This window comes from Rhizobium sp. No.120 (assembly GCF_054558365.1).
On record NZ_BAAJNQ010000007.1, the window covers coordinates 188,982 to 215,150 of the forward strand.

General features: G+C 59.6%; 26 protein-coding genes and 1 tRNA gene. 13 read left to right on the forward strand and 14 right to left on the reverse strand.

Annotation, left to right across the window (positions count from 1 at the left end; genetic code table 11):
- The first annotated feature begins 165 nt into the window (after positions 1 to 165).
- Positions 166 to 1,377: a 5-aminolevulinate synthase gene (gene hemA / locus ACYJRZ_RS20470; protein WP_459462143.1), complete on the forward strand. Its 1,212-nt coding sequence runs from the start codon at positions 166 to 168 to the stop codon at positions 1,375 to 1,377.
- Positions 1,378 to 1,466: 89 nt separating this feature from the next.
- Here the strand turns inward: hemA and ACYJRZ_RS20475 are convergent, their stop codons facing one another.
- Together ACYJRZ_RS20475 and dxr are read right to left on the reverse strand one after the other, a co-directional pair.
- Entirely contained in the window at positions 1,467 to 2,096 is a 630-nt protein-coding gene (locus ACYJRZ_RS20475) for a LysE family translocator (RefSeq protein ID WP_459461981.1), read from the reverse strand.
- Between the two features lie 119 nt (positions 2,097 to 2,215).
- Positions 2,216 to 3,409, reverse strand: a complete 1,194-nt coding sequence (gene dxr, locus ACYJRZ_RS20480) for a 1-deoxy-D-xylulose-5-phosphate reductoisomerase (protein ID WP_459461983.1) — start codon at positions 3,407 to 3,409, stop codon at positions 2,216 to 2,218.
- Between the two features lie 196 nt (positions 3,410 to 3,605).
- Here dxr and ACYJRZ_RS20485 point away from each other — a divergent pair, with 196 nt between their 5' ends.
- Positions 3,606 to 3,872 (forward strand): BON domain-containing protein, encoded by a 267-nt coding sequence (locus ACYJRZ_RS20485; RefSeq protein ID WP_459461985.1) that lies wholly within the window; start codon positions 3,606 to 3,608, stop codon positions 3,870 to 3,872.
- 155 nt (positions 3,873 to 4,027) lie between these two features.
- On the opposite strand, the gene ACYJRZ_RS20490 is transcribed toward ACYJRZ_RS20485, so the two are convergent.
- The 3 genes from ACYJRZ_RS20490 to ACYJRZ_RS20500 form a co-directional block, all read right to left on the reverse strand.
- Positions 4,028 to 4,405, reverse strand: a complete 378-nt coding sequence (locus ACYJRZ_RS20490; protein ID WP_459461987.1) for a hypothetical protein — start codon at positions 4,403 to 4,405, stop codon at positions 4,028 to 4,030.
- A gap of 686 nt (positions 4,406 to 5,091) precedes the next feature.
- Positions 5,092 to 5,168 (reverse strand) — tRNA-Arg (locus ACYJRZ_RS20495).
- A gap of 123 nt (positions 5,169 to 5,291) precedes the next feature.
- Positions 5,292 to 6,452, reverse strand: a complete 1,161-nt coding sequence (locus tag ACYJRZ_RS20500; protein WP_459461988.1) for a M20 aminoacylase family protein — start codon at positions 6,450 to 6,452, stop codon at positions 5,292 to 5,294.
- A gap of 195 nt (positions 6,453 to 6,647) precedes the next feature.
- On the opposite strand from ACYJRZ_RS20500, the gene ACYJRZ_RS20505 reads away from it, so the two are divergent.
- Both ACYJRZ_RS20505 and ACYJRZ_RS20510 read left to right on the forward strand, forming a co-directional pair.
- The gene (locus tag ACYJRZ_RS20505) at positions 6,648 to 7,814 is read left to right on the forward strand and encodes a D-alanyl-D-alanine carboxypeptidase family protein (RefSeq protein WP_459461990.1); all 1,167 of its coding nucleotides are present in this window, start codon (positions 6,648 to 6,650) and stop codon (positions 7,812 to 7,814) included.
- A 15-nt stretch (positions 7,815 to 7,829) separates the two neighbouring features.
- Complete coding sequence (locus tag ACYJRZ_RS20510) at positions 7,830 to 9,017, forward strand: CobW family GTP-binding protein (protein ID WP_459461992.1); 1,188 nt, start codon at positions 7,830 to 7,832, stop codon at positions 9,015 to 9,017.
- Positions 9,018 to 9,183: 166 nt separating this feature from the next.
- On the opposite strand, the gene ACYJRZ_RS20515 is transcribed toward ACYJRZ_RS20510, so the two are convergent.
- The 5 genes from ACYJRZ_RS20515 to ACYJRZ_RS20535 form a co-directional block, all read right to left on the reverse strand.
- The gene (locus ACYJRZ_RS20515) at positions 9,184 to 9,417 is read right to left on the reverse strand and encodes a sulfurtransferase TusA family protein (protein ID WP_459461993.1); all 234 of its coding nucleotides are present in this window, start codon (positions 9,415 to 9,417) and stop codon (positions 9,184 to 9,186) included.
- Positions 9,410 to 10,723 carry a L,D-transpeptidase family protein gene (locus ACYJRZ_RS20520; RefSeq protein WP_459461994.1) on the reverse strand — a complete coding sequence of 438 codons (1,314 nt, stop codon included), beginning with the start codon at positions 10,721 to 10,723 and terminating at the stop codon, positions 9,410 to 9,412. Before ACYJRZ_RS20520 ends, ACYJRZ_RS20515 begins: the two co-directional genes overlap by 8 nt.
- A 230-nt stretch (positions 10,724 to 10,953) precedes the next feature.
- Positions 10,954 to 11,907 carry an acetyl-CoA carboxylase carboxyltransferase subunit alpha gene (locus tag ACYJRZ_RS20525; protein ID WP_459461996.1) on the reverse strand — a complete coding sequence of 318 codons (954 nt, stop codon included), beginning with the start codon at positions 11,905 to 11,907 and terminating at the stop codon, positions 10,954 to 10,956.
- 63 nt (positions 11,908 to 11,970) lie between these two features.
- A complete protein-coding gene (xerD, locus tag ACYJRZ_RS20530) occupies positions 11,971 to 12,960 on the reverse strand; it encodes a site-specific tyrosine recombinase XerD (RefSeq protein ID WP_459461998.1) in 990 nt (329 codons plus the stop codon).
- Entirely contained in the window at positions 12,957 to 13,124 is a 168-nt protein-coding gene (locus tag ACYJRZ_RS20535) for a hypothetical protein (RefSeq protein WP_459461999.1), read from the reverse strand. Before ACYJRZ_RS20535 ends, xerD begins: the two co-directional genes overlap by 4 nt.
- A 161-nt stretch (positions 13,125 to 13,285) precedes the next feature.
- Between ACYJRZ_RS20535 and ACYJRZ_RS20540 the strand changes: the two genes are divergently transcribed.
- From ACYJRZ_RS20540 to ACYJRZ_RS20550, 3 genes are read left to right on the forward strand one after another with little or no spacing between them, the layout of a single operon-like run.
- The gene (locus ACYJRZ_RS20540) at positions 13,286 to 13,879 is read left to right on the forward strand and encodes a shikimate kinase (RefSeq protein WP_459462001.1); all 594 of its coding nucleotides are present in this window, start codon (positions 13,286 to 13,288) and stop codon (positions 13,877 to 13,879) included.
- The gene (aroB, locus tag ACYJRZ_RS20545) at positions 13,876 to 15,006 is read left to right on the forward strand and encodes a 3-dehydroquinate synthase (RefSeq protein ID WP_459462003.1); all 1,131 of its coding nucleotides are present in this window, start codon (positions 13,876 to 13,878) and stop codon (positions 15,004 to 15,006) included. Before ACYJRZ_RS20540 ends, aroB begins: the two co-directional genes overlap by 4 nt.
- Complete coding sequence (locus ACYJRZ_RS20550) at positions 15,006 to 16,316, forward strand: HlyC/CorC family transporter (RefSeq protein WP_459462005.1); 1,311 nt, start codon at positions 15,006 to 15,008, stop codon at positions 16,314 to 16,316. Before aroB ends, ACYJRZ_RS20550 begins: the two co-directional genes overlap by 1 nt.
- A 16-nt stretch (positions 16,317 to 16,332) precedes the next feature.
- On the opposite strand, the gene ACYJRZ_RS20555 is transcribed toward ACYJRZ_RS20550, so the two are convergent.
- Positions 16,333 to 16,620 (reverse strand): BolA family protein, encoded by a 288-nt coding sequence (locus ACYJRZ_RS20555; protein ID WP_015341343.1) that lies wholly within the window; start codon positions 16,618 to 16,620, stop codon positions 16,333 to 16,335.
- Positions 16,621 to 16,726: 106 nt separating this feature from the next.
- On the opposite strand from ACYJRZ_RS20555, the gene ACYJRZ_RS20560 reads away from it, so the two are divergent.
- The 4 genes from ACYJRZ_RS20560 to ACYJRZ_RS20575 all read left to right on the forward strand — a co-directional run bounded on the left by ACYJRZ_RS20560 (position 16,727) and on the right by ACYJRZ_RS20575 (position 21,774).
- Positions 16,727 to 17,347 (forward strand): J domain-containing protein, encoded by a 621-nt coding sequence (locus tag ACYJRZ_RS20560; RefSeq protein ID WP_092717659.1) that lies wholly within the window; start codon positions 16,727 to 16,729, stop codon positions 17,345 to 17,347.
- Between the two features lie 307 nt (positions 17,348 to 17,654).
- Positions 17,655 to 18,644 carry a cobaltochelatase subunit CobS gene (cobS, locus tag ACYJRZ_RS20565; RefSeq protein WP_095436016.1) on the forward strand — a complete coding sequence of 330 codons (990 nt, stop codon included), beginning with the start codon at positions 17,655 to 17,657 and terminating at the stop codon, positions 18,642 to 18,644.
- A gap of 119 nt (positions 18,645 to 18,763) precedes the next feature.
- Complete coding sequence (gene cobT / locus ACYJRZ_RS20570; protein WP_459462008.1) at positions 18,764 to 20,665, forward strand: cobaltochelatase subunit CobT; 1,902 nt, start codon at positions 18,764 to 18,766, stop codon at positions 20,663 to 20,665.
- Between the two features lie 47 nt (positions 20,666 to 20,712).
- Positions 20,713 to 21,774, forward strand: a complete 1,062-nt coding sequence (locus ACYJRZ_RS20575) for an esterase-like activity of phytase family protein (protein ID WP_459462145.1) — start codon at positions 20,713 to 20,715, stop codon at positions 21,772 to 21,774.
- A gap of 98 nt (positions 21,775 to 21,872) precedes the next feature.
- On the opposite strand, the gene ACYJRZ_RS20580 is transcribed toward ACYJRZ_RS20575, so the two are convergent.
- Complete coding sequence (locus ACYJRZ_RS20580) at positions 21,873 to 22,508, reverse strand: queuosine precursor transporter (RefSeq protein ID WP_285174782.1); 636 nt, start codon at positions 22,506 to 22,508, stop codon at positions 21,873 to 21,875.
- A 117-nt stretch (positions 22,509 to 22,625) separates the two neighbouring features.
- The gene (rpmB, locus tag ACYJRZ_RS20585) at positions 22,626 to 22,925 is read right to left on the reverse strand and encodes a 50S ribosomal protein L28 (protein WP_069612914.1); all 300 of its coding nucleotides are present in this window, start codon (positions 22,923 to 22,925) and stop codon (positions 22,626 to 22,628) included.
- Between the two features lie 237 nt (positions 22,926 to 23,162).
- Here rpmB and ACYJRZ_RS20590 point away from each other — a divergent pair, with 237 nt between their 5' ends.
- Both ACYJRZ_RS20590 and yddG read left to right on the forward strand, forming a co-directional pair.
- Complete coding sequence (locus ACYJRZ_RS20590) at positions 23,163 to 23,939, forward strand: DUF3108 domain-containing protein (protein WP_459462010.1); 777 nt, start codon at positions 23,163 to 23,165, stop codon at positions 23,937 to 23,939.
- Positions 23,940 to 24,073: 134 nt separating this feature from the next.
- Positions 24,074 to 24,973, forward strand: a complete 900-nt coding sequence (gene yddG / locus ACYJRZ_RS20595; RefSeq protein WP_459462012.1) for an aromatic amino acid exporter YddG — start codon at positions 24,074 to 24,076, stop codon at positions 24,971 to 24,973.
- Positions 24,974 to 24,994: 21 nt separating this feature from the next.
- Here the strand turns inward: yddG and ACYJRZ_RS20600 are convergent, their stop codons facing one another.
- The gene (locus tag ACYJRZ_RS20600; protein ID WP_459462014.1) at positions 24,995 to 26,152 is read right to left on the reverse strand and encodes an alpha/beta hydrolase; all 1,158 of its coding nucleotides are present in this window, start codon (positions 26,150 to 26,152) and stop codon (positions 24,995 to 24,997) included.
- Positions 26,153 to 26,169 lie beyond the last annotated feature (17 nt).

Consider the following 26,169-nt stretch of genomic DNA (forward strand, 5'->3'; position numbering starts at 1 on the left):
TGTTTCCAGCATGGTTTCGATTGTCAAATTGATGTGATTGGCTATTCTTGTCTGGAATTGTTCAAAATTAGGGGCCATTTGCCGCAGCGGGCGCGAAAGCAATGCGGAGGGGTTGACGTGTGAACCGGCATTCTCGAAAACGGTCGCACGGTACTGGAGCATATGATGGATTTCGAAGCATTTTTTAAGGGCGAGCTGGAAGGTCTTCACAATGAAGGCCGCTACCGGATCTTCGCAGATCTGGAACGCCGCAGTGGCAATTTCCCCCGCGCTATCAGGCATACCCCGAACGGCCCGCAGGAAGTGACCGTCTGGTGCTCCAACGACTATCTCGGCATGGGCCAGCATCCGAAAGTGATCGAGGCGATGAAGCAAGCGATCGATCACTGTGGCGCGGGTGCGGGAGGCACCCGGAATATTTCTGGCACCAACCATTACCATGTTCTGCTCGAGCAGGAGCTTGCCGATCTCCATGGTAAGGAATCCGCGCTGATCTTCACCTCGGGCTACATCTCCAACTGGGCGACGCTCGGCACGCTCGGCGCGCGCATTCCCGGCCTCATCATCTTCTCGGACGCGCTCAATCATGCGTCGATGATCGAAGGCATTCGCTATGCGAAGTGCGACAAGGTCATCTGGAAGCATAATGATCTGCACGATCTCGAAGCCAAGCTGAAAGCCGCCGATCCGAAGGCGCCGAAGCTGATCGCTTTCGAATCCGTCTATTCCATGGATGGCGATATCGCGCCCATCAAGGAAATCTGCGATCTCGCCGACAAGTATGGCGCGATGACCTATCTCGACGAAGTGCATGCCGTCGGCATGTATGGCCCGCGCGGTGGCGGCATTGCCGAGCGCGAGGGATTGATGGATCGCCTAACCGTCATCGAAGGCACGCTCGGCAAGGCGTTTGGCGTCATGGGCGGTTACATCGCCGCTTCAACGGCGCTCTGTGATTTCATCCGCTCGTTCGCATCGGGCTTCATCTTCACGACGTCGCTGCCGCCAGCGCTTGCTGCGGGCGCTGTCGCTTCGATCCAGCACCTGAAGGTCAGCCAGTTCGAACGCATGCGCCATCAGGATCGCGTGCGCAAGCTGCGCGCCCAGCTCGATGCGGCCGGCATTCCGCACATGCCGAACCCGAGCCATGTCGTGCCGGTCATGGTCGGCGATGCCGCCAAGTGCAAATGGATTTCCGACCTGCTGCTCGATGTCGGCGTCTATGTGCAGCCGATCAATTATCCGACGGTGCCGAAGAAGACGGAGCGCCTGCGCATCACGCCGACGCCGCTGCATTCGGATGGCGATATCGAACAGCTGGTCGGTGCGCTGCACGCGCTCTGGTCTCGCTGTGCGCTCGCAAGGGCCGTTGCGTAAGGGACAGCTTCTGCCTGAAAAATCAAAATGCGCTTCATTGCGGAATATCGGCGTGATGCCGATTTCCGCAATGATTGTTTGTGCCGACGTTAGCCGCGGCTTCCCAAAGCAAGGCGGCAGGCGAGTCCGGCAAAGACCGTCGCCAGCAGATATTGCAGCAGTTTCGGAAAGCGCTTGATCGCCGAGAGTCGACTGCGGATGTGGCTGCCGAGCATGATGACGGAGCCGTTCACCAGGAAGCCGATCCCATTGAGAATGGTGGCGAGCAAGGCCATCTGCAGGATCATCGAGCCGCTGGGATCGACGAATTGCGGGAAGAGCGCAAGCACGAATAGGGCCATCTTCGGGTTAAGAATATTGGTCGCCAGGCCCTCGACGAAGATGCGCTTACCCGAAAGGCGCTTGAGCCCGGCCGACGGCGCGAACGCAGAACCCTGCGAGCGGAGCGTCTTGACGGCCAGGTAGAGCAGGTAGGCGCAGCCTGCCCAACGCACGATCTCATAAGCGACAGGCACGGTAAGGAAGAGCCGCGACAGTCCGAGGGCCGCCGCCATGGCATGGCAATAGGTTCCGAGTGCAATGCCAGCATAAGTGAGGAAGCCGGCGGAGCGGCCCTGGCTGACGCTGCGCGAGGCGATGAGAAGCATGTCGGGACCGGGCGTGGCGGTGAGCACCAGCGCGGCGGCACCAAAAAGAATGATCGTGGAAAAATCCGGCATCGTGATTCCCTTGAAAGTGAAGCCGGAATTTCTCTCTAGCATCATTGTCGGGAATGGCAACCGCCGTATATGCGGTTGCGTAGCGAATGCGGAAAGTTGCTATTATAGTAAGATTCTACTTACGCAGCTTTGTCCCGCTGAGCGACGAGCGCGGCGGCGCGGCGGCGTGCGTCCGCGTCGGCTGCAAAGACGGCATCCATCGTGTCGGCGCTGCCGGTTGCAATCATCTCGTCCATGACGGCTTCGGCGATATCGGCCATTTCCAGGAAGCCGATGCGGCCATCGACGAAGGCGTGGAAGGCGATTTCCTCGGCGGCGTTCATGACGGCGCCCTGCAGGCCGCCGCGCTCCAGTGCCGTGCGGGCAAGGCGCAGCGCCGGGAAACGCACTTCATCCGGCGCCTCGAAATCGAGCCGTGCGAGCTTGGCGAAATCCAGCCGGTCGACGTTGAGCTTGGTGCGAGCGGGGTAAGTCAGCGCGTAACCGATGGCGGTGCGCATGTCGGGACAGCCGAGCTGCGCCAGCACCGAGCCATCCGTGTAGCCGACCATGGAATGAATCACGGATTGCGGGTGGACCACGACCTCGATCTGGTCGGGCCGGACATTGAACAGGTGCTTGGCCTCGATCATTTCCAGCGCCTTGTTGAACATCGAGGCGCTGCCGATGGAGATCTTGAAACCCATCGACCAATTGGGATGGGCGCGCGCGATCGCTGGCGTGACATTGGCCATCTGCTCGCGCGTCCAGGTGCGGAAGGGGCCGCCGGATGCGGTCAGGATGATGCGTTCGACCGCATGCTGCTGGTCGTCTTCCAGCGCCTGGAAAATGGCGCTGTGTTCGCTGTCGACCGGGATCAGACGGCCGCCGCCCTCGGCAACGGCGCGCACGAAGAGATCGCCTGCCGAGACAAGACATTCCTTGTTGGCGAGCGCGATATCGGCGCCGCGGCGGGCGGCTGCCAGCGTCGGCGCGAGGCCAGCTGTGCCGACGATCGCCGCCATCGCCCAATCCGAGGGCATCGAAGCGGCTTCGATCAAGGCATTCTTGCCGGCGCCGACGGCGATGCCCGATCCGGCCAGCGCATCCTTCAGATCCAGATAGCGCTCTTCCTTGGCCGTCACCGCAAAGGCGGCGCCGCAGGCCCTGGCCTGCGCGGCCAGCAGGCCGATATTGTCGTGCCCGGTAATTGCGGCGATATCGAAGGCATCGCGTCCGCCAAGTTGGGCGATGACGTCGAGCGTATTCTGGCCGATGGAGCCGGTCGAACCCAATATCGTCAGGCGCCGACGCCCCTTGCTGGCGGTGTTCATTCAGGTATCCGCATTTGCTGCTGCTTCCCATGGCTCTACAGGGGATTGCCGGGAGCGGCAAGTCCGGAGCCATGCAGCCGGCTCTCTGTCAGCACACGCGGAAAGCGAGTGTGCAATTAGTCATATTTTTTTCAATCTGCATTGAACCAAATGCAAACTGCTGCGTTTTCCGACCACCTGAGTGCGGAGGTGACGAATGGTTTTCAAGGCGGCAACGTTTCACGGCATGGAGCTCTATCTGGAAAACGAGCAGGCCAGGCGCTCGGCGCTGGAATCCGCCGTTGCCAACGCGCTCGCCGTCGCTGGCGGAATCGATGCTTCCGATGTCACCGTGATTGCGGCAGGCCAGGAAATCCGCCTGCACGGTTCGGTCGCGACCTTTCAGGAGGTGACGCGGGCAACCGCGGTTGCGGAATCCATTCCTGGCGTGCGGCTGGTGAGGAATAGAATCGCGGTGGGGTGATAAGTTCGCGTTCACCCTGCGTCCGACAGGGATCAGCCTGCATTGCCTCTTCGGAGAGACGCATGAAAAAGCCCGTGATCGCCGCAGGCTGCGGAACGGCGAAATGAAAGATTGGGAAACGGCTTGATTTAAGAAGCAATCAAGCCGGTCGAAATCTACGCGGCCGGAACGTGAGTCACGCCTATCTTGGGAGCCTTTCGCGCCTTCCGTTGCTCCAGAACCATTTCCGTCGTTGCCGAAAGACTCATTTTTTCCATCTTGGCGATAAAGCGCTGAGCTGCCAGATACGATAACCCCCCTGCAAAAGCGACTTCCACATCATGTTTCTGCCGTTGGCATAGCGCCTGCGCCGCGACCGCTATCGCTAATGCGTCCGATTTGAAATCGTCTATTTGGGCGACCTTCGATTTCAAGCAATCGATGAAAGCCTCGGTCGCCGCTTTTTGGTAGGCTTCTGGACTCCGGGGCGTCGAGGGGGTGCAGGATGTCATTATTCCGCAGACGAAGCAGCTTAGAGCTAATGCCACGCGCATTCGGTTGTTCCTGTTTTAGGTTTGTCGCTCTTTCGTTGTGTATAGCTGGTTGCGTTCGCGATTCAACTTCTGTGTGCAAAAGCTAACACGATCTCAGAAGAACGCGATGCGGGTCGCGCGCCCTATGGGACGCTAACGCTATGATGGTGTCTCTATGTCAGCAATGGCATCTCTCCAGAAATATGTTTTGGTTGCCATTTGAACTTGCGCGCTGTGCCACTCGGTTTTGCGCGTTACAGCACACCTGAAAACGGAGGATTTGCATCATGGAAGAAGGTTCAGACGCTTACAAAATCGGGTTTCTGCTCGGACAAGTTCATGCGCATTCAAGCCATTGCGATCGAGCATCCAGATCCAAGACAGCTTCCGAAGTCGGCCTCGCGAAGATCGAAATATCGCCGGTCACAGACGCAGCAGTGGCTGGCTATCAATAGACCATGGATGAACTCCAAAAAGCGATCCCAGGAGGTCCGGAGCACATTTGATTGCTGCCTACTCCAGATATGATTAGAGCAAACGAATCGAAGGAAGCATGCGTGTGATTAGCACGCTTTCCCAGAAAGCACCCGCCTAGAGCCGAGACGAGCGTTGGCGAACCAGTTTTGCCGTGCCGAAGCTAACGCCGATCTGCGCGAAAGATCGCGCTGCGCCACAAATTTAATGCGATTTGGGCCTATTGAAAATAATGGTGATCTCGACGCGATTCGAACGCGTGACCCTCAGATTAGGAATCTGATGCTCTATCCTGCTGAGCTACGAGACCACTCGGCATGATCCATACAAAAGCAAAGGCCCGAAGCCAAGCCTTTTTGCGTCGTGGAGACAATCTGTCTTAAGCGGGCTCCGCGCAGCCTCAAAGACCACGCGGAGGTATCGGAGACGAGCCTCAGGCGTTGAGGCGCTGTTCGGCGAGGCGCACCCAGTAGGAGATGCCGTGGGCGATGGCTTCGTCGTTGAAGTCGTAGGCCGGGTTGTGCAGGCCGGCGCTGTCGCCGTTGCCGACGAAGATGAAGGCGCCGGGGCGGGCGAGCAGCATGTAGGAGAAATCCTCGCCGCCCATCATCGGGTCGATGTTCGGGATGACGTTCCCCGCGCCGGCGATTTCCTCGGCCACCGCAATCGCGTGATCGGTCTCGTCGGCATGGTTGAAGGTGACCGGATAGTTGCGGTGGAATTCGATCTCGGCTTCCGCGCCATGGCTTGCAGCAATGCCTGTCACGATCTGCTTGAAGCGTTGCTCGGCAAGGTCGCGCATTTCGGGATCGAGCGTACGCACGGTGCCGGCGAAGCTCGCATCGTTCGGAATGACGTTGTGTGCATTGCCGGCGTTGAACTTGGTAACGGAAACGACCACCGATTTCAGCGGGTTGGCGCTGCGCGAGGCGATGAGCTGCAGATTGGAGACGATCTGCGCGCCGATGGCGATCGGATCGATCGTCTTGTGCGGCATGGCGGCATGGCCGCCGAGCCCCTTGATGGAGACGGTGAATTCATCCGTCGCGGCCATGATCGCACCCTTGCGGATGGCGAAATGGCCGACGGGCAGGCCCGGCATGTTGTGCATGCCATAGACCTCAGCGATCTGGAAGCGCTCCATCATGCCATCCTTGACCATGGCGTCGCCGCCGGCGCCGCCTTCTTCGGCCGGCTGGAAGATGACGGCGATGTTGCCATTGAAATTGCGGTTCTCGGCGAGGTATTTCGCAGCCCCCAGCAGCATGGCGGTGTGGCCATCATGGCCGCAGGCATGCATCTTACCGGGAGTCTGGGAGGCATAGGGCTTGCCGGTGATTTCGGTAAGGGGCAGGGCATCCATGTCGGCGCGCAGGCCGATCGTGCGGCCCTCGCCCTTGCCGCGAATCAGGCCGACGACGCCGGTGCGGCCGATGCCGGTCACCACTTCGTCGACCCCGAAGGCGCGCAGTTTCTCGGCCACGAAAGCGGCCGTATTCTCAACCGCATAGAGAAGTTCGGGATGCGCATGGATATGGCGGCGCCACTCGGTTACTTCGCCCTGGAGTTCTGCGGCTCTGTTCAAGATCGGCATATGCTGATTTTCCTGCTGCTCAATATCGATTCTGGTTCAACCTGCGGGTCCGTGACATTGCCTCGGCCAGCTTATCGCGGCCCTTGTGGCGTGCCATCGGGAAATAAAGTCGTCAATCGCCTTTGCCTTCTCCTAGCCATATAGGTTAAATAGACGAAGCTTTCGAGAAAATTCCGGACTTCTGAAGGATAGATCGTGCCGACGAAGCAGAATCGTTTGTATGCCGCCCTGCGGCTCGTTCCTATGGCCGCAGCAGCATCCATGCTTTTCCTGTCGACCGCACAAACGGCCGGAGCCAATCCGCATATTCTCGTCGATGTCAGCACCGGACGCGTTCTCGACCAGCAGGAGGCGTTTCGCCGCTGGTATCCCGCCTCGCTCACCAAGCTGATGACGACCTATGTCACCTTCCGCGCCATCCAATCCGGTCAGGTCCGTCTCGATACGCCCGTCATCATGTCGAAGCTTGCTGCCGCACAGCCGCCGGCGAAGATGTACTTCAAGCCGGGTCAGAAGATGACGCTCGACAATGCCTTGAAGATGATGCTGGTCAAATCGGCAAACGATCTTGCCATGGCCGTGGCCGAGACGGTCGGCGGCTCGCAGCAGGGCTTCGTGGCGCGGATGAATGCCGAAGCCGCGCGCCTCGGCATGCGCGACTCGCATTTCATCAATCCGAACGGCCTGCCCGGCAAGGGGCAATATACGACGGCGCGCGATCTTGCCATTCTCAGCGTGGCGCTGCGCCGCGAGTTTCCGCAATATGCCGGCTATTTCTCGCTCGAGGGCTTCACCAACGGCGTCAAGCAGGTGCCGAACATCAATATGCTCATCGGACGCTTCGACGGCGCCGACGGCATGAAGACCGGCTTCATCTGCGCGGCTGGCTTCAACCAGATCGCCTCGGCAACCCGCAACGGTCGTACGCTGATCTCGGTCGTCCTCGGCACCGACAGCCTGGCGGCGCGCGCCGATGATTCCGCCAATCTCCTGGAAAAGGGTTTTCAGAACCAGCTGTCCACCCGTGACACGCTGGCGACCCTCAGACCCGATGCGCCGGTCGCGGCCGACGTCGCCGATGTCACGGCCGACATCTGCAGCACCAAGGGCGCGCAGGCGCGCAGCGAAACCCGTGATCCGTTCGGCCGCACCAAGGTGCAGTCGCCCTACATCCACGAAATGGATCACGAGCCCAATTTCGTCTATGCCGGCCTGATCGGCGGCCAGGACATCGCAACGGCCGCCAAGGGCGACAAGGACGATGTGACGGCGAAAGGCGACAAGGCGACCAGGGACAATAAGATCGCCATCTCCGGCGGCGCGTCCAATGTGCCGGTCCCGATGCCGCGGCCCACTTTCTAATATCGGACAGGAATCATGAGCGTTTCGCAGCAAAGAGTGCCGGTTGCCATCCTGACCGGCTTCCTCGGTGCGGGTAAATCGACCCTGCTCAACCGCATCCTCAAGGATGAGGCTATGCGCGATGCGGCCGTCATCATCAACGAGTTCGGCGATGTCGGCATCGATCATCTGCTGGTGGAAAGCTCCGGCGATTCCATCATCGAGCTTTCCGATGGCTGCCTGTGCTGCACGGTGCGCGGCGAGTTGGTGGATACGCTGGCGAACCTGATGGACGCCATGCAGACCGGCCGCATCCGGCCGCTGAAGCGCGTCGTCATCGAAACGACCGGCCTTGCCGATCCTGCTCCCGTCATGCAGTCGATCATGGGCAATCCGATCATCGCAACCAATTTCGACCTGGACGGCGTCATCACGGTCGTTGATGCGGTCAATGGCCTGCAGACGTTCGACAATCACGAAGAAGCGCGCAAGCAGGTGGCGGTCGCCGACCGTCTGATCGTGTCCAAGACGGGGATTGCCGGCGCCGTGCCGGAAGCGCAGCTGGAGAGCAGGCTAAGGGGGCTCAATCCGCGCGCGCAGATCCTGAATGCCGATAGCGACGAGGCCGGCCGCGCCGCCATTCTCGTCAACGGCCTCTATGACCCGGCGTCCAAGATTGCCGATGTCGGTCGCTGGCTGCAGGACGAGCTGGAGGCGGACGACGATCATCATCACCATGATGCGCACGATCACCACGACCATGACCACCATCATGATCATCATCACCATCATCATGGGCACCACCACGGCCACCGGCATCAGCACGCTCATGACGTCACCCGCCATGACGGATCGATCCGGTCTTTCTCGATCGTCGAGACGCAGCCTATCGATCCGATGGCGCTCGAAATGTTCATCGATCTCCTCCGTTCGGCCCATGGCGAAAAGCTCCTGCGCCTGAAGGCGATCATTGCCGTCTCCGATCGGCCGGAGCGTCCTGTCGTGCTGCATGGCGTGCAGAATATCTTCCATCCGCCGGTGCGCCTGCCCGCATGGCCCGATCCGGAAGACCGACGCACCCGCATGGTCATCATCACCAAGGATCTGCCCGAGGATTTCGTGAAGGGCTTGTTCGACGCCTTTCTCAGCAAGCCGCGCATCGATACGCCCGATAGAGCGGCGCTGGAAGACAACCCGTTGGCCGTGCCCGGGATGAAGTTTTAAATCTCGATGAGATTTAACAACCCGCCTCGCCCTTGGACAGGCTCAGGGTGAGGCTGATCTTGGCCGCACGTCGCCTATGATCGAAGAGAAGGCGGCGGTCGCTCCATCCTCGTGGTGAGGCGGGAGCGTAGCGACCCTCGAATCACGAGGATGGCCCTTAAGCCGATCAGCCCTTGCGGATTACAAATCGATGGCCGCCATCCGTCTTCTCGCTTGCGAGAAGCGTGTGACCCTTTTCGTTGCAGAGATGGGGAATGTCGATGACGGCGAGTGGATCCGTGGTTTCCACAGCCAATGTTGCGCCTGTTGCCATGCCGCGCAAGCGCTTTTCCGTCTTGATCGCCGGATAGGGGCATTTCAGCCCCCGCAGATCGTAGATCTCGGTATCCGGACTATTCACTCTTGGCCCAGAACTTCCAGAACGGCGGCTTCTTGGCCTCGGTCTGCGCGGTCTCGACGGTCGGAGCTGGCGCATAGGCGAGCGCATTGAGGCCGGAGTTCATCGGGTTCGCCGTCGGGATCGGCACATTTGCCGGAACGTTGGCTGCGACGACCGGACCGGCGGCGGGCTGCTGCACAGTCGCCACCGGTGCGCCTGCCGCAGGGCTCGCTGCCGCCACGCGGATACTTGCCGTCGTCGGATTGCTCGTCGGGCTGATCACCGTGCCGCCGCGTGCAATCTGCTGCGCCGATTGGTTTGACATCATCGATTCGAGATCGGCGACTTTCATCATCTTGCCAGCAGCAAGTGCGGTGCCTGTCGGAGCATAGGCGAGATCATGGCCCTTGCGCTGCTTGGCGACGATGGCTTTGCGCTCGGCTTCGGTCGGGTCGTACCAGGCCATGCCGTCGAACTTCTTCGAGGCAGCGGCATAGTCCGCCTGATACTGCTTGTCATAGGTCGCAAGCGCCATCTGTAGGGCAGGCGGCGTCGTCATGACAGGGCATTTGCCGCCGGCATTGAACGGACCGCTGGCCTGCTGGTTGAAGACGTATTTCTTCTCGCAGACCTCGACTTCGGGCGGGCGCTTGGTGACTTCGAAATTGTCGTAGCCGACCTTCAGCATCTTCCAGAATTCGATATTGGGGCTGAGGCGATGCTTCCACATGTTTTCCGCCGTCATGCGGAAGGGGAAGGCTTCGAGCTGAACGGCCTTCTGGCCGCCCTTGAAGGCGTCGCGCGCGAAGGCATAGATCTCCAGCACCTGCTGGTCGGTCATGGAATAGCAGCCGGACGACGAGCAGGCGCCGTGGATCATCAGATTGTTGCCGGTGCGGCCATTGGCGGCATCGTAGCGGTTCGGAAAGCCGGTGTTGATCGCGAGGTAATATTTCGAATTCGGGTTCAGGTTGGCCGGCGTCAGCATATAGAAGCCTTCCGGTGCCTGCCGGTCGCCTTCCTTCACCTTCGGGCCTAGACGGCCGGACCAGGCGCAGATCTTGTAATCGGCGATGACTTCGAAACGGTTGTTCTGGTTCGCCTTGAGGATCTCCATCACGCCTTCTTCCTTGAAGATGCGGATCATGATCGGCGAGTTGCGGTCCATCCCCTTCTTAGCCATGTCGGCGAGGATATGGCTCGGAAGCGGCTGTTCGACCTTGTTCTTCACCGTCGACAGGTCGATCGACGCGGTGTCCAGCGCGTCGTTACAGCCGGCGAGCGCCAGCGCCATCAGGGAAACATAGGCAAGGTGTCGAATGCGCATTCTGACTTGGTCCATAAATGCGAAGAGTGGCAGCTCGATCTGTTTCGCCACTCCCCTCGAAGCATGAAACGGAATCATAGATGGCTTATACTTGAAAATTCCTTACCAGCCTATGACGTGCCCGCAGCGCGTCGGCAAGCTTTTCTTTGCCACAATAGCTTCGATAACGGAAATGTGGCCAAGGTTTGGCCTCATTCCCGTTTTTCGCGATCACTTTTTCCGAATGCGGCTTAGAGATTGCGGCCGATGTTCAGGAATTTCTGGCGGCGGTCGCTACGCAATTGTTCGCCCGAACGGCTGGAAAGGTCTGCAAGCGCGTTTGCAATCGTCTCGCCGGCCGCGTTTATCACCGCGTTCGGATCACGATGCGCGCCGCCGACAGGCTCGGGAATGATGCCATCGATCACGCCGAGGCTTTTCAGATCATCGGCGGTTATCTTCATATTGGTGGCGGCTTCCTTGGCGCGCGTTGAATCGCGCCACAGGATCGATGCCGCACCTTCAGGCGAAATCACGCTGTAGATCGAATGTTCGAGCATATAGACGCGGTTGCCGACGGCAATCGCGATCGCGCCGCCCGAACCGCCTTCGCCGATGACGATGGAGACGATCGGCACCTTCACGCCGAGACACATCTCGGTCGAGCGGGCAATCGCTTCAGCCTGGCCGCGCTCTTCTGCCCCAACGCCTGGATAGGCGCCGGCGGTATCGACCAGCGTGATGACAGGCAGCTGAAAGCGGTCGGCCATTTCGAGAATGCGGATCGCCTTGCGGTAGCCTTCCGGCCGGGCGCTGCCGAAATTGTGCTTCAGGCGGCTCTTGGTGTCGTTGCCTTTTTCCTGGCCGATGAGGGCGACCGGCTGACCGCGGAAGCGGGCAAAACCTGCCTGGATGGCGGCATCCTCGGAGAATTGACGATCGCCGGCGAGCGGCGTGAATTCCGTAAACAGCGTATTGGCATAGTCGACGAAATGCGGGCGCTGCGGATGACGAGCGACCTGCGTCTTCTGCCAGGCGTTAAGCTTTGAATAGATGTCGACCATCGCCTCGCGGACGCGGCTTTCAAGCCGTCCGACTTCTTCGGACGTATCGATGCTTTCGTCTTCGCTCGCCAGTTTCTTGAGCTCGTGAATCTTGCCTTCGAGATCCGAGATGGGTTTTTCGAAGTCCAGATAATTGTGCATGAGGTGCGTTTCCGATCCTTTTGCCCGTGACGAGAGATGGCGGCTTGAGCCTGTATGCCGGTCCTAATCCTGTTTTTTTGCCTGTTTGGCAAGGGGGTGATGCGTTTGGACCAGCTGATGAAGGCGTTCTTCCAGCACATGTGTGTAGATTTGTGTCGTCGAAATGTCCGAATGACCGAGAAGTTCCTGCACGACGCGCAGGTCCGCGCCATTGGCTAGAAGATGGCTTGCGAAGGCATGGCGCATCACATGCGGCGAAATCATCGAAGGTGTCAGACCGGCCCGGATGGCAAGATCCTTGAGATCGCGCGCGAAGACCTGACGCGGCAGATAACCCTGCTTGGAAGCGGCGGGGAAAAGCCAGGGGCTTTCGGGCAGCGGCTGGTTTGAGTTGGCTGAAATGGCGGCCTGCAGGCGCCCATAAGCTCTCAGGGTCGAAATGGCGGTCTGCGACAGCGGCACGAGCCGCTCCTTGTTGCCTTTGCCGCGGATCATCAGGAAGCGGCCTTCCTGATCCAAGACCTTCGCCGGTAGAGAGACGAGCTCGCTCACGCGCATGCCGGTGGCATAAAGCATTTCCAGAAGGACCAACATACGCAGGCGCTGGAGCCGATCAGGCCCTTCGACCGCCGCTTCCTGCTCCGCCTGGCTCAGAAGCTTCGTCACCTCCTCGACGCCCATCGTCTTCGGAAGCGCGCGGCCCTTCTTGGGGGCATCGAGAATTCCGGTGGGATCGTCCGTGCGCAGACCTTCGGCGTAGAGGAACTTGTAGAATTGCCGCATGGCGGAGAGGCGGCGCGCCTGGGAGGACGGCTTGAAGCCCTGGCTCGAGAGGCTGGAGAGATAGGCGGCCAGATCGTTGGGGCTTGCTTCCGTCAAGCGGACGCCCTGCCTGGAAAGAAAAGAATGGAGATCGTCGAGATCGCGCTCGTAGGATTGCAGCGTGTTGACCGCAGCACCCCGCTCGGCGCTCATCATCTCCAAAAAGGCTTCCAGATGCACTCGCCCCAGATCTCTCTTGCTCGCTCGTACATTCCCGGCTTGCGCGGTCATGGTTTCACCGAACCTGTCGCCGGCGGGTTGAGGCGCTCGGGGGCAATGCGGATCGTCACATCGCGCGGCTGGGGATCGACGAAGAGCACGAGAGCCCACATCGCTCCATATATCGATCCGGCGATGACCGCGCAGATGACAAGGAAGCGAAACAGGGTAGGCATTCGAAAACTCTCCTTCGCCGTTCAGTGGCGCGGCGATGCGCAATCATTATATTCCTTCAAGAGTTAGCCGAAGGATATTGCAGACATGTTTACGGCAGCGGTGTCTTGACGCTACCGGCGCATTTGACGATACCGTTTCCAAAGAAATTGTGAATGGGCCGATGAGTGAACAAGTTCTGACCCTTGACGAAAGCCTCAAAGACAGGGCGCGCGGTGCGCTGGGTCAGCGCAATCTCGTCTTCGTGGGATTGATGGGAGCGGGAAAATCCGTGATCGGTCGGTCCGTTGCGCAGCAGCTCGGCCTTCCTTTCGTCGATACGGATGCAGAGATCGAGCGCGTGTCGCGCATGACGATCGCCGAACTATTTGCCGCCTATGGCGAGCAGGAGTTCAGGGCGTTGGAAACGCGCGTCATCAAGCGGCTCCTCAAGGGCGGCCCACGCGTCGTCTCGACGGGCGGCGGTGCGTTCATCAACGAAAGCACGCGGCTGCATGTCAAGCGCGGCAGCCTTTCCGTCTGGCTGAAGGCCGATCTCGACGTACTGTGGGATCGGGTCAACAAGCGTGACACGCGCCCTCTGCTGAAGACAGAGAATCCGAAACAGACCCTCGAAAACCTGATGAATGCGCGTTATCCGATCTATGCGGAGGCCGATATCACGGTTCAGTCCCGCGATGTCGGCAAGGATATCATGGTCAATGAAGTCCTTGCCGCCATCGCCGAGAGAAAGAAGACAGAAAGCAAATTGCCATGAATGCGATCACACCGGCTTCCGCGGAGCGTCTCGTGCGCGTGCCTCTCGGCGAGCGTGCCTACGACATCCTGATCGGTCCCGGCCTGATCGCCCGGGCAGGCCAAGAGATTGCAACGCGGCTGAAGGGCCGCAAGGCCGCCATTATCACCGATGAAAATGTCGCGCCGCTCTATCTAGACCCATTGGTGGACAGCCTTGAAGCAGCCGGCATCCAGGCTTCGAGCCTCGTTTTGCCGGCCGGCGAAAAAACCAAGAGCTTCGAACATCTGATCACCGTTTGCGATGCGGTGCTGACGGCGCGCGTGGAGCGCAACGATGCGGTGATCGCACTTGGCGGCGGCGTCATCGGCGATCTCTCGGGCTTTGCCGCCGGTATCGTGCGCCGCGGCGTTCGTTTCGTCCAGGTGCCGACGTCGTTGTTGTCGCAGGTGGATTCGTCCGTCGGCGGCAAGACCGGCATTAATACCCATCACGGCAAGAACCTGGTTGGCGTCTTCCACCAGCCCGATCTCGTGCTTGCCGACACCGATGTGCTGAATACGCTGAGCGAGCGCGAATTCCGCGCCGGCTATGCCGAAGTCGCCAAATACGGCTTGATCGACAAGCCGGATTTCTTCGCATGGCTTGAGGCGAACTGGAGGCAAGTCTTCTCGGGTGGCGCGGCCCGCATCGAGGCAATTGCCGCGAGCTGCCAGGCAAAATCCGATGTGGTCGTTGCCGACGAGCGTGAAAACGGACCGCGCGCCTTGCTCAATCTCGGCCACACCTTCGGCCATGCGCTGGAGGCCGCAACCGCCTATGACAGCCGCCGGCTGGTGCATGGCGAGGGTGTTGCGATCGGCATGGTGCTGGCGCATGAATTTTCGGCGCGCCTTAATCTCGCAAGCCCCGATGACGCAAAGCGCGTCGAGGCGCATCTCAAGGCTGTCGGCCTGCCAACGCGGATGGGCGATATTCCGGGCGAACTGCCGCCGGCCGAAGCGCTGATGGATGCGATCGCGCAGGACAAGAAGGTCAAGAGCGGCAAGCTTACCTTCATCCTCACGCATGGCATCGGCCAGTCCTTCGTTGCCGACGACGTGCCGTCTTCCGAAGTCTTGAGCTTCCTAAAGGAAAAACATCCCTAATGACCGTCGAGGGCACGCTGGCTGTTTTATGGGAATATTGGCCCGAGATCGTCTCGATCGTCGTACTCGTGCTGCTGTCGGCCTTCTTCTCCGGATCTGAAACGGCGCTTACCGCCGCCTCGCGTAGCCGAATTCACACGCTTGAGGCCAATGGAGACGAAAGTGCGGGCATCGTCCGCCGCTTGATCGAGCGGCGCGACCGGCTGATCGGCGCCCTGCTGATCGGCAACAATCTTGCGAACATTCTGGCCTCTTCGCTGGCGACGAGCGTTTTCCTCGGCCTGTTCGGCAATTCGGGTGTTGCATTGGCGACCGCTGCAATGACCGTAATTCTCGTCATCTTCGCCGAAGTGTTGCCGAAGAGCTGGGCGATTTCGACGCCGGATCGCTTCGCGCTCAACGTGGCCAGCACCGTCAAGCTGTTTGTCGCTGTCGTCGGACCGATCTCAAGTTTCGTCAATGCCATCGTCCGCTGGATCCTCGGTCTGTTCGGCATCAACCTCTCCAGAGAGGTCTCGATGCTGTCGGCGCATGAGGAGCTGCGTGGCGCCGTGGACCTGCTTCACCGCGAAGGGTCCGTGGTCAAGGCTGACCGTGATCGTCTGGGCGGCGTGCTCGATCTTGGCGAGCTGGAATTGTCCGATATCATGGTGCATCGCACAGCGATGCGTGCCATTAATGCCGACGATCCACCTGAGGTAGTGGTGCGGGCGATCCTCGACAGTCCTTATACTCGCATGCCGCTATGGCGCGGCACGATCGACAACATCATCGGCGTCGTGCATGCTAAGGACCTGTTGAGGGCGCTGGCGGAACGTAATGTCGAGCCGGAAAATCTCGATATAGTCAAGATCGCGCAAAAGCCCTGGTTCGTGCCCGACAGCACCAATCTGGAAGACCAGCTCAACGCCTTCCTGCGTCGCAAGCAGCATTTCGCCGTCGTTGTCGATGAATATGGCGAGGTGCAGGGCATCGTCACCCTGGAAGATATTCTGGAGGAGATCGTAGGCGATATCGCCGATGAGCACGATCTCGATATCCAGGGCGTGCGGCAGGAGGCCGATGGCTCGATCGTTGTTGACGGTGTCGTACCGATTCGCGACCTGAACCGCGCGCTCGACTGGGATTTGCCCGATGAAGAGGCAACGACGATTGCCGGCCTCGTCATCCACGAATCAATGACCATTCCGGAAGAGCGGCAGGCTTTCACCTTTTACGGCAAACGCTTTATCGTGATGAAACGGGAAAAGAACCGTATAACCAAGCTGCGCATTCGCCCTGCCGAGACGGAAGAGACGAAGGTTCCTTAGGAATCATCACCGATGACTACCAGCGAACGGCTTCACCGGGTGCCGCTGGCTCCACGGCCAGCGCATGCAGCCCGGCATCCAGCTCGGGCTTCAGCAATTCATTGATCGCCCGATGCCGCGCCAGGCGCGGCATGCCGGAAAACTTGGCGGAAACGATTCGAATTCTTATATGGGTCTCGCCGGTTCCGGTCATATCGGGCTGATGACCCGCGTGAAGGTGGCTTTCATTGATAACGGCAAGGCGCTCTGGCGCGAAGGCGTCGGTGAGCTTCCGCTCAATGCGGGATTGCAGTGTCGTTTCCATATTCCCGCTTCGGCCTCGCTCTAAAAAAAGGCTCCCACAAAGCCTATAACATTCCTGTTTGTCAATTCTTGTTGTGGGGTATCCAAGGCCCCATAATTAGGACGCCATGAGACTTGATTCAAAATATTTCGATCGTATCCGCACCCGCCGCAAGCGCGCGCAAGAGCCCGAACAGGGTCCGCCGACGTGCCAGTGGGATGGCTGCGACAAGCACGGTACGCATCGCGCCCCGGTGGGGCGCAATGCGGAGGGGCAATTCTTTTTGTTCTGCTTCGAGCACGTCAAGGAATACAATAAGGGCTATAATTATTTCTCCGGCCTTTCGGACGGGGAGATCGCGCGCTACCAGAAGGAAGCCATTACTGGCCATCGTCCGACTTGGACCGTTGGTGTCAACAAGGCGGCCAAGAACAGCCCTCTGCAATCGGACATCCGCTCCGGCGCCTATAGCCGCGTCCGCGATCCCTTCGGCTTCGTCAAGGAGGGCGAGGGACAGGGCCGCGGTCCGCGTTTCCCGCAGCAGCGCAAGCTGAAAACGCTGGAAGCGAAAGCGTTCGATACGATGGGGCTCGGCGCCAATGCCTCGGCTCCGGATATCAAGCGCCGCTACAAGGAATTGGTGAAAATGCACCATCCCGATGCCAATGGCGGCGATCGGGGTTCGGAAGAGCGTTTTCGCGCGGTCATTCAGGCCTATCAATTATTGAAACAGAACGGTTTTTGTTAATTCCCGTCCTTGCTCTCCGCCTTCAATCAGGTATGGTCCAAATCGGCTGAAGCTGCGGGCAACCGCGGCAGGGTGCGCATTTGGCTGGCTGCACCTCGGTCAACTTTCCGGACGCGGCGTTTCTTGTCCGGGACTCTGTTCAAGGATGCTCGCAAGCGATCATATATCGCGCCGAGATTTTGCTTTAGTCCCGGAGAAGTATCGCCGCTGTTCCGACCGAACGGATGCGGAGAAAAAGCTGCGGCGCTTCGGATAGATCGGCTGAGTTTGATATGGCAGGGTTAGAGCCACCCGCCCTGGAGACATGATGAGCAAGATTGACCTTGATATTTCCGAGATCCCCGATACCACCGTTTCGGTTCGTGAAGTCTTCGGCATTGATTCCGATATCCGCGTGCCCGCCTATAGCCAGGGCAGTGCCTATGTGCCCGATCTGGATACGGACTACCTTTTCGACCGCGAGACCACGCTCGCTATCCTTGCCGGCTTCGCTCATAACCGCCGCGTGATGATCTCGGGCTATCACGGCACCGGCAAGTCCTCCCACATCGAGCAGGTCGCCGCCCGGCTCAACTGGCCGTGCGTGCGTATCAACCTCGACAGCCATGTCAGCCGTATCGATCTCGTCGGCAAGGATGCGATCGTCGTCAAGGATGGCCTGCAGGTCACGGAATTCAAGGATGGCATTCTGCCCTGGGCCTATCAGCACAATGTCGCGCTCGTCTTCGATGAATATGACGCCGGCCGTCCGGACGTGATGTTCGTCATCCAGCGCGTACTGGAATCGTCAGGTCGCCTGACGCTGCTCGACCAGAGCCGCGTCATCCGTCCTCACCCGGCCTTCCGCCTGTTCGCAACCGCCAACACCATCGGTCTCGGTGACACGACCGGCCTCTATCATGGCACGCAGCAGATCAACCAGGCGCAGATGGACCGCTGGTCGATCGTGACGACACTGAACTACCTGCCGCACAACAATGAAGTCGATATCGTGCTGGCAAAGGTGAAGTCCTTCCGCAACGACAAGGGTCGCGACACCGTATCCAAGATGGTCCGCGTTGCCGATCTGACGCGCGCCGCCTTCATGAATGGCGATTTGTCGACCGTCATGAGCCCGCGTACCGTCATCACCTGGGCGGAAAATGCGGAAATCTTCGGCGATGTCGCCTTTGCCTTCCGCGTCACCTTCCTCAACAAGTGTGATGAGCTGGAGCGGCCGCTGGTCGCCGAGCACTATCAGCGCGCGTTCGGCGTCGAGCTGAAGGAAAGTGCCGCCAACATCGTGCTCGAAGCCTAGAACATTTCCGCTTTTCATAGAAACGCGAGAACGTTCTATCTTTTTGTTTTGACGCAATTCCGGATAGAAAACTGCTATGCATTTTTCCTGGAATTGCTTTAAGGAAAAGCCGATACATCATGTCAGGTCGCGGAGATAATTCCAAAGCGAAGCCGGGCGCCCCGGTGGACATGGAGCCGTTGCGCCGGGCGATCACCGGCTGTGTCCGCTCGATCGCAGGCGATGCCGAGGTCGAGGTGGCCTTTGCCAATGAACGCCCGGGCATGACCGGCGAGCGCATTCGCTTGCCGGAGCTTTCGAAGCGGCCGACAGCCCATGAGCTCGCGGTGACCCGCGGCCTCGGTGATTCGATGGCCCTGCGGCTTGCCTGCCACGACGCCCGGGTCCATGCCGTCATGGCGCCACAGGGTGCGGATGCCCGCAGTATCTTCGATGCCGTCGAGCAGGCCCGTGTCGAATCGATCGGCTCGCTGCGCATGAGCGGCGTTGCCGCCAACCTCAACTCCATGAATACGGAGAAATACGCCAAGGCGAATTTCTCCGGTATCGAACGGCGCGAGGATGCACCGATCGGCGAGGCCATGGCGATGATCGTGCGCGAGAAGCTGACCGGTCAGAAGCCGCCGGAAAGCGCCGGCAAGGTGCTGGACCTCTGGCGTCCCTTCATCGAGGAAAAGACCGGCGGTCAGCTCGACAACCTGTTGTCTGCCATCAACGACCAGCAGAGCTTCGCCCGAGTCGTCCGCAACATGCTGACGGCAATGGAAATGGCCGAGGAATATGGTGACGAGCAGTCGGAACCCGACAGTGAGGACCAGCAGAGCGAAGAGGACAAGCCGAGCGGCGAGGATCAGAACAACGACGACGTCAAGGAAGACGAAGGTTCTGATGCCGCTCCAGCCGAGGACAGCGAAGCTTCCGACGAGCAGATGGAAGACGGCGCCACCGAAGACGGCGGCGAGATCTCCGACGACGATATGAGCGAAGAGGGCGAGGAAGATTCCGAAACGCCGGGCGAGACCCGCCGTCCGAATACGCCCTTCGCCGACTTTAACGAGAAGGTCGACTATCACGTCTATACCGAGGAGTTCGACGAGACCACGACCGCGCAGGAGCTTTGCGACGTGGCCGAGCTCGAGCGCCTGCGTGCCTTCCTCGATAAGCAGCTCGCCCATCTGCAGGGCGCCGTCGGCCGGCTGGCAAACCGCCTGCAGCGTCGCCTGATGGCGCAGCAGAACCGCTCCTGGGACTTCGATCTGGAAGAGGGCTATCTCGATCCGGCTCGCCTGCCGCGCCTGATCATCGACCCGACGCAGGCGCTGTCCTTCAAGATGGAGCGCGACACGCAGTTCCGCGACACGGTAGTTACGCTGCTGATCGATAATTCCGGCTCGATGCGCGGACGGCCGATCACGGTCGCCGCCTCCTGTGCCGACATCCTCGCCCGTACGCTGGAGCGCTGCGGCGTGAAGGTCGAGATCCTCGGCTTCACCACTAAGGCATGGAAGGGCGGGCAGGCGCGCGAGAAGTGGCTTGCCAGCGGCAAGCCGCAAACGCCGGGCCGGCTGAACGACCTGCGTCACATCATCTACAAGTCCGCGGACGAACCCTATAGACGGTCTCGCAGCAACCTCGGGCTGATGATGCGTGAGGGTTTGCTCAAGGAAAACATCGACGGCGAGGCACTGATCTGGGCACATAACCGCCTGCTCGGTCGCCGCGAGCAGCGACGCATCTTGATGATGATCTCGGACGGTGCACCGGTCGATGATTCCACGTTGTCGGTCAATCCGGGCAATTATCTGGAGCGGCACCTGCGCGCCGTCATCGACCAGATCGAAACGCGTTCGCCGGTGGAACTGCTGGCAATCGGTATCGGCCATGACGTGACGCGTTACTATCGTCGTGCCGTCACCATCGTCGATGCGGATGAGCTTGCGGGCGCCATGACGGAGCAGCTTGCATCGCTGTTCGAAGATCAGACGAGCATGCCGCGCTCGCGCATGCGCCGCGCCAGCTGAGCCCGCTCAGGCGTTTTTCGGCACCGGCCCTACGGCCGGTGTCTTTTCTGCCAGAAGGGGCTGTTTCCTTCGGCCTTGATCGGTGGTGCCCAAAGGCGGTCCTATCGGCAGCAGTTCTCGTAACGCTGCTTGCCGGGTGTAGCTCCGGCGATAATGGCGAGAACGGTGGTCCGGCAGATATCCGCGCGACCGTAATTTCCACCTTCAAGGCCGGCTCGAATGAAACGCGGTTCGGCGCACTGGAATTTGTCGGTGGGCTTGAGCTCAGCTCGGATAATGTGCTTCTTGGCGCCATCTCTGCTATTCGATTTCGCCCCGATCAGCGACAATTCATTTCCGTGCTGGATACCGGGCATTGGCTGACGGGAGCTATCGAGCGCGATGAGGAGGGCCGACTGAGGGGTGTCAGCGACGCGCGCATTATGCCGATGATCGACCGTCATGGCGGCACGGATGCCGGCAAAGGGGACATGGATGCGGAAGGGCTTGCGCTGCGGGGCGACCATGTCCTCGTCAGCTACGAGCAATACCATCGCGTCGATGTCTATCCCGACCCGGATTTCGAAATTTCTCCGCCTGATGAAAGCTTGCCTCTTCCCATTCCGCGATTGCAGCTGCGCGCCAATCGCAGCCTCGAAGCGTTGATGATCGCGCCGCAGTCGAGCCCGCTTGCCGGCGGCGCAGTGATTGTTGCCGAAGACAGTCTGGACGATCAGGGTAATCTGCTTGCCGCCGTTCTGGATGGGCCGCTGCAGGGGCGCTTCGCCGTGAAGCGCCATGGCGGCTTCAATGTCAGCGACGGCGTCTTTCTGCCAGATGGTGACCTATTGCTGCTGGAGCGGCGCTTCGGGCTGATCCATGGCCTCGGCGTGCGTATTCGCCGGATCGCCGGTGCTGATATCAAGCCGGGCGCTGTCGTGGATGGCAAGGTGATCTTCGAGGCGGGCTCCGGAGATCAGATCGACAATATGGAGGGTCTTGATGTCTTCCGCGCGGCCGACGGTTCCCTGCATCTTGTCATGGTCTCGGATGACAATCATTCAATTCTGCAGCGCAGCCTGATGCTGGAGTTCAAACTGCATGATGACAATATCGTCAGTCAGAATTGAAAGCGGGCGAGCGGCCTGGTTCTTGGCCGCTGCCATCCTTCTTTGTCAAAAAATGGTGCTGCGCGTCACATGAAGTCGCGCAGCGGACCATTCGGCTGTCAGGCGGTTGGCGCCTGCGGCATCGGCTTCAGCATGTTCATCAGCGCGCCGTAGGGCAGCAGCATCACGAGGCCGACGGTCACCTTGACCGAGAAATCGCCGATGGCCCAGGAAATCCAGCGCGGCGCCGAGGTGGAGAAGACACCAAGAATTGGTGCCCATTCGATTGCGAAGGGATCGTTCGGCCCGAAGAAGACGAAGAAGGGCGCGAAAGCGAATGAGAAGAAGATCAGCGTATCCAGCATCGAGCCGATGAGCGAACCGAACAGCGGCGCGCGCCACCAAGCCATGCGGCGCAGGCGGTTGAAGACCGAGATGTCGAGCAGCTGGCCGGCGAGATAGGCCGAACCGGAAGCGATCGCGATGCGTGGCTGTGCCGTATAAAAGGACAGGGCGACACCAACGACGAAGCCGGCAAAGACGACCTTGCGCGCGGCCTTCGGGCCGAACTGGCGGTTGGTCAGATCGGTGATGAGAAAGGCGACCGGATAGGTGAAGGCACCCCAGGTGAGAATATCCGCGAGATTGATGCCAGCAAGTGTTGCCTGCAGCGGATACTGTACGAGGATGTTGGAAGCGACGACGACCAGCGTCATCAGCAGAACGTAGATAAGGGTATGACGTATCGTCAGCATTTTTTTATCCTGGGAGATGCCACCAGTTGAAAGAAACCGGACATGGAAAAAGGCTTGTCCGGAGATGATCCGTGCAAGCCTTTTAGCCGGTATGAAATCGCGAAGTGCTAGTGCTGCTTAGGCAGCAACGGCAGCTTCAGCGGACTTCTTGACGATCTGACGACGCAGCAGGCGAGCGCGCATGCTGAGTTCGTTTTCGCTTGCCTTCAGGAGGAAAGCGTCCAGACCACCGCGATGCTCAACCGAACGCAGCGCTGCAGCGGAAACGCGCAGGCGGTAGCGCTGGCCGAGAACGTCGGAAATCAGCGTGACCTGGCAAAGGTTCGGCAGGAACCGACGCTTGGTCTTGTTGTTGGCGTGGCTAACGTTGTTGCCCACGAGGACGGCCTTGCCGGTCAATTCGCACATGCGGGACATGGTACACCTACTTTTGTTTTTCTCGGCCATCAGACAGACATCCCGGGCAAAACCCGACGCGCAATCCAACAGGCCATAATTGGAAAGTTGCGGTTCTATAGTCAGAGAGGCTGGCCGCGTCAAGCCAAACCTTGTGTTTTCCCGCAATTCCGTCAAAAAGCTGCTGTTGTCTTACGCTCGCAGCAGGCGAGCAAAGCGACTATATATCCTGCCTGACCCTCGTTGAAGGCCCTGATCATGGTTCAAATACGGAAATGGCTTCTCATTTCAGCGATCGTTGCGTCGATACCGTCGATGGTATTGGCCGATGTGCTGCGGCACGAAACGCGCTATCGTGTTTCGCTGGCCGGCCTGCCGATCGCAAGAGCCGATTTCAAGACCGAGGTCGCCGGCAAGCAGTTCACCATTCGCGGCGACATCACCTCGGCAGGCCTTGCGGATCTCGTCACCTCGATCGATGCAAAGACCGATGTGACCGGCGTTGTCAACGACAGCAAGCTGCAGGCGACGCATTACACGCTCTTCTACAAGAGCGGGAAGAAAGAGCGCACCTATGATGTCGCTTATGTTAACGGCAGCGTGACATCGAATACAATCACGCCCGAACCGAAACGTCCCGATACTTGGGTTCCCATTACGGAAAGTGACTTGAAGTCCGTGCTCGATCCGATATCGGGCATGATCTTTCCGATCACGCCCAGCCTCAACCTCTGCAACCAGACGCTGGCTGTCTTCGATGGTGAAATGCGGATGGATCTGAAGCTGTCGCCCAAGGGATCGCATCCCTTCTCGACAGAGGGTTTCAAGGGCAAGACCATCGCCTGCGGCGTGCGCTTCACTCCGAAGAGCGGCTACAAGAGCACGCGCAAGGACTATCTCTATCTTGCCAAGAGCGACAATATGGAGATCTGGTTTGCCAAGGCGGATACCATGAATGTCTACGCTCCCGTCTACGTCCGTATCCCGACGCAATACGGGACGGTGACGATTACGGCCGTAAAATACGGCAGCTAGGCCGGCAGCTGTTTCATAGAAACGCTTGACGATTTCCGTCGTTGTTTCTACCCAATTCCACGAAAATTGCTGTGCATTTTCGTGGAATTGCTTTGGCGGGCTGGGGACGTCCGCGGCAAGGGGCTGAAGCAGAGATGAAATTTCGCGCGACGTTGACGGGCTTTTCGGCCATTCTGATGTGGTCGTTTCTGGCGCTCTTGACCGTCGCCTCCGGCAAGATGCCGCCCTTCCAGCTGCTCGCCATCTGCTTTGCCATCGGCAGTATTCCGGGCATCATCGTTCTTCTGCTGAAGCCCGAGCGGTTGCAGCTGCTCCGCCAGCCCGCCAAGGTCTGGTTCACAGGCATTGCCGGCCTGTTCGGCTATCATTTCCTCTATTTTACGGCATTGCGCCACGCGCCGGCGGTGGAAGCGGGCCTGATCGCCTATCTCTGGCCACTGTTGATCGTTGTCGGCTCCGCATTGCTGCCTGGTGAGCGGCTGCGCTGGTATCATATTCTCGGCGCCTTGATGGGGCTTGCGGGCACCGTTCTGATCGTCGGCCGTAACGGTTTTCATTTCGAAGGCGCCTATGCCGTCGGCTATGGCGCGGCATTTCTTTGCGCCTTCACCTGGTCCGGCTATTCCTTGATAACGCGCCGCTTCGAGGCCGTTTCCACTGATGTCGTTACCATCTTCTGTCTTGCGACATCGATTCTCTCCCTTTTCTGCCACCTTGGCCTTGAGGAGACGATCTGGCCTGAGAGCTTGCCCCAATGGATCGCCGTTCTCGGCCTCGGCCTTTTTCCGGTCGGCGCCGCCTTTTATGCTTGGGATTATGGCGTCAAGAACGGCGATATCCAGATCCTCGGCGCGGCAAGCTATGCCGCACCGCTACTCTCTACGTTGATCCTGACGCTGTTCGGTTTTGCCGAGCCAAGTTGGGGCATTGCATTTGCCTGCCTGCTCGTCACGGGAGGCGCGGTACTGGCCGCCCATCGCATGATCCTGCGCCGGGACGATGCCGTGCGGGTGCAGGCGGAAGCGGCGGAATAACTCCGCCGCCCTCTTTGCCATTTATTTCTTGAAGACCTTTTCGAGGAAGGCCACGAGCGACGGCCGCCAAACATCCATCTCATGCTGGAGATCCGGATATTCGTGGTATTCGTGCTTGATCTTCTTGTCGTCGAGCGTCGCCTTCAAGCCGGCTACGTCCTTGCCGACCACCTGATCCTTGCTTCCGACCGTCACGGTGAAATTATGCAAGGCCTTGTTGATCTTTTCCGGCTCATTCAGCACGGCATCGACCGTCTTGTTCGGAACGGTCGTCGTGCTGACGCCGCTGAATGTAGCGACCCAGCCGAAGGTATCCAGATGTGAGAGGCCGGATACAAGAGCCTGATAGCCGCCCTGCGACAGGCCGGCCACGGCGCGGCCGCTCGCCTCGTTTCGCACCCTATAATGCTTCTTTATGTAGGGGATAAGATCTTCGATCAGCTCACGATCGGCTGCCTCGGCATTGGCCGGATAGAAATTCGCGCGACGATCGGCAGCCGGGAAATTCTCGGCAATCGCATTCGGCACATCGGTTTCGGTGTCCGGAATGACGACGATCATCGGCTCGATCTTCTTTTCGGCAAGGAGATTGTCAAGGATCTGCGGCGCGCGGCCCTGGAGGACCCAGGATCCCACGGTATCGCCGAAGCCGTGATAAAGGTAGAGAACGGGCAGCGGCTTGGAGGAATCGGTATAGCCGGGTGGCGTGTAGACATACATCTGCCGCTCCGAATCCAGCGCCTTGGAATGCAAGGTCACCAGCCGCAGGTCGCCGTGGGGCACATTGCGGATATCGAGAATGCTGCCCGGCACCAGGATCAGGCTGGTATTGACCTGCCGCTGCGGCTTGGGCGCATTGGTGCCGGGATCGATACTGCGGAAACCGTCGACGTTGAAATAATATTCGTAGAGATCCGGCTTCAGCACCTCTGTCTTGGCGCTCCATGTGCCGTCGTCGGCGTGCTGCATGGCGATAGGATCGCGCGAACCCAAGGTGACGGAAACGGCCTTTGCCGAGGGAGCATAAAGGCGGAAGGTGATCGAGCCATCCTTTTCGACCGAGGTGACAAAGTTTTTCAGGGGCTGAGCTGCCGGCGGCGAAGCCGGTGCATCAAGGGCAAAGACAGGGGCGCTCATGACACAGCCTGCCGCGACGAGCAAAGGGAACAACAAACGCACGAAAAAACCTCCTCCGG

Bases quoted from the DNA above. Each gene is read 5' to 3' on its own strand.
- hemA (WP_459462143.1), top strand. From the start codon at position 166: ATGGATTTCGAAGCATTTTTTAAGGGCGAGCTGGAAGGTCTTCACAAT.
- ACYJRZ_RS20475 (WP_459461981.1), bottom strand. From the start codon at position 2,096: ATGCCGGATTTTTCCACGATCATTCTTTTTGGTGCCGCCGCGCTGGTG.
- dxr (WP_459461983.1), bottom strand. From the start codon at position 3,409: ATGAACACCGCCAGCAAGGGGCGTCGGCGCCTGACGATATTGGGTTCG.
- ACYJRZ_RS20485 (WP_459461985.1), top strand. From the start codon at position 3,606: ATGGTTTTCAAGGCGGCAACGTTTCACGGCATGGAGCTCTATCTGGAA.
- ACYJRZ_RS20490 (WP_459461987.1), bottom strand. From the start codon at position 4,405: ATGCGCGTGGCATTAGCTCTAAGCTGCTTCGTCTGCGGAATAATGACA.
- ACYJRZ_RS20500 (WP_459461988.1), bottom strand. From the start codon at position 6,452: ATGCCGATCTTGAACAGAGCCGCAGAACTCCAGGGCGAAGTAACCGAG.
- ACYJRZ_RS20510 (WP_459461992.1), top strand. From the start codon at position 7,830: ATGAGCGTTTCGCAGCAAAGAGTGCCGGTTGCCATCCTGACCGGCTTC.
- ACYJRZ_RS20520 (WP_459461994.1), bottom strand. From the start codon at position 10,723: ATGCGCATTCGACACCTTGCCTATGTTTCCCTGATGGCGCTGGCGCTC.
- ACYJRZ_RS20525 (WP_459461996.1), bottom strand. From the start codon at position 11,907: ATGCACAATTATCTGGACTTCGAAAAACCCATCTCGGATCTCGAAGGC.
- xerD (WP_459461998.1), bottom strand. From the start codon at position 12,960: ATGACCGCGCAAGCCGGGAATGTACGAGCGAGCAAGAGAGATCTGGGG.
- ACYJRZ_RS20535 (WP_459461999.1), bottom strand. From the start codon at position 13,124: ATGCCTACCCTGTTTCGCTTCCTTGTCATCTGCGCGGTCATCGCCGGA.
- ACYJRZ_RS20540 (WP_459462001.1), top strand. From the start codon at position 13,286: ATGAGTGAACAAGTTCTGACCCTTGACGAAAGCCTCAAAGACAGGGCG.
- aroB (WP_459462003.1), top strand. From the start codon at position 13,876: ATGAATGCGATCACACCGGCTTCCGCGGAGCGTCTCGTGCGCGTGCCT.
- ACYJRZ_RS20550 (WP_459462005.1), top strand. From the start codon at position 15,006: ATGACCGTCGAGGGCACGCTGGCTGTTTTATGGGAATATTGGCCCGAG.
- ACYJRZ_RS20555 (WP_015341343.1), bottom strand. From the start codon at position 16,620: ATGGAAACGACACTGCAATCCCGCATTGAGCGGAAGCTCACCGACGCC.
- ACYJRZ_RS20560 (WP_092717659.1), top strand. From the start codon at position 16,727: ATGAGACTTGATTCAAAATATTTCGATCGTATCCGCACCCGCCGCAAG.
- cobS (WP_095436016.1), top strand. From the start codon at position 17,655: ATGAGCAAGATTGACCTTGATATTTCCGAGATCCCCGATACCACCGTT.
- cobT (WP_459462008.1), top strand. From the start codon at position 18,764: ATGTCAGGTCGCGGAGATAATTCCAAAGCGAAGCCGGGCGCCCCGGTG.
- ACYJRZ_RS20580 (WP_285174782.1), bottom strand. From the start codon at position 22,508: ATGCTGACGATACGTCATACCCTTATCTACGTTCTGCTGATGACGCTG.
- rpmB (WP_069612914.1), bottom strand. From the start codon at position 22,925: ATGTCCCGCATGTGCGAATTGACCGGCAAGGCCGTCCTCGTGGGCAAC.
- ACYJRZ_RS20590 (WP_459462010.1), top strand. From the start codon at position 23,163: ATGGTTCAAATACGGAAATGGCTTCTCATTTCAGCGATCGTTGCGTCG.
- yddG (WP_459462012.1), top strand. From the start codon at position 24,074: ATGAAATTTCGCGCGACGTTGACGGGCTTTTCGGCCATTCTGATGTGG.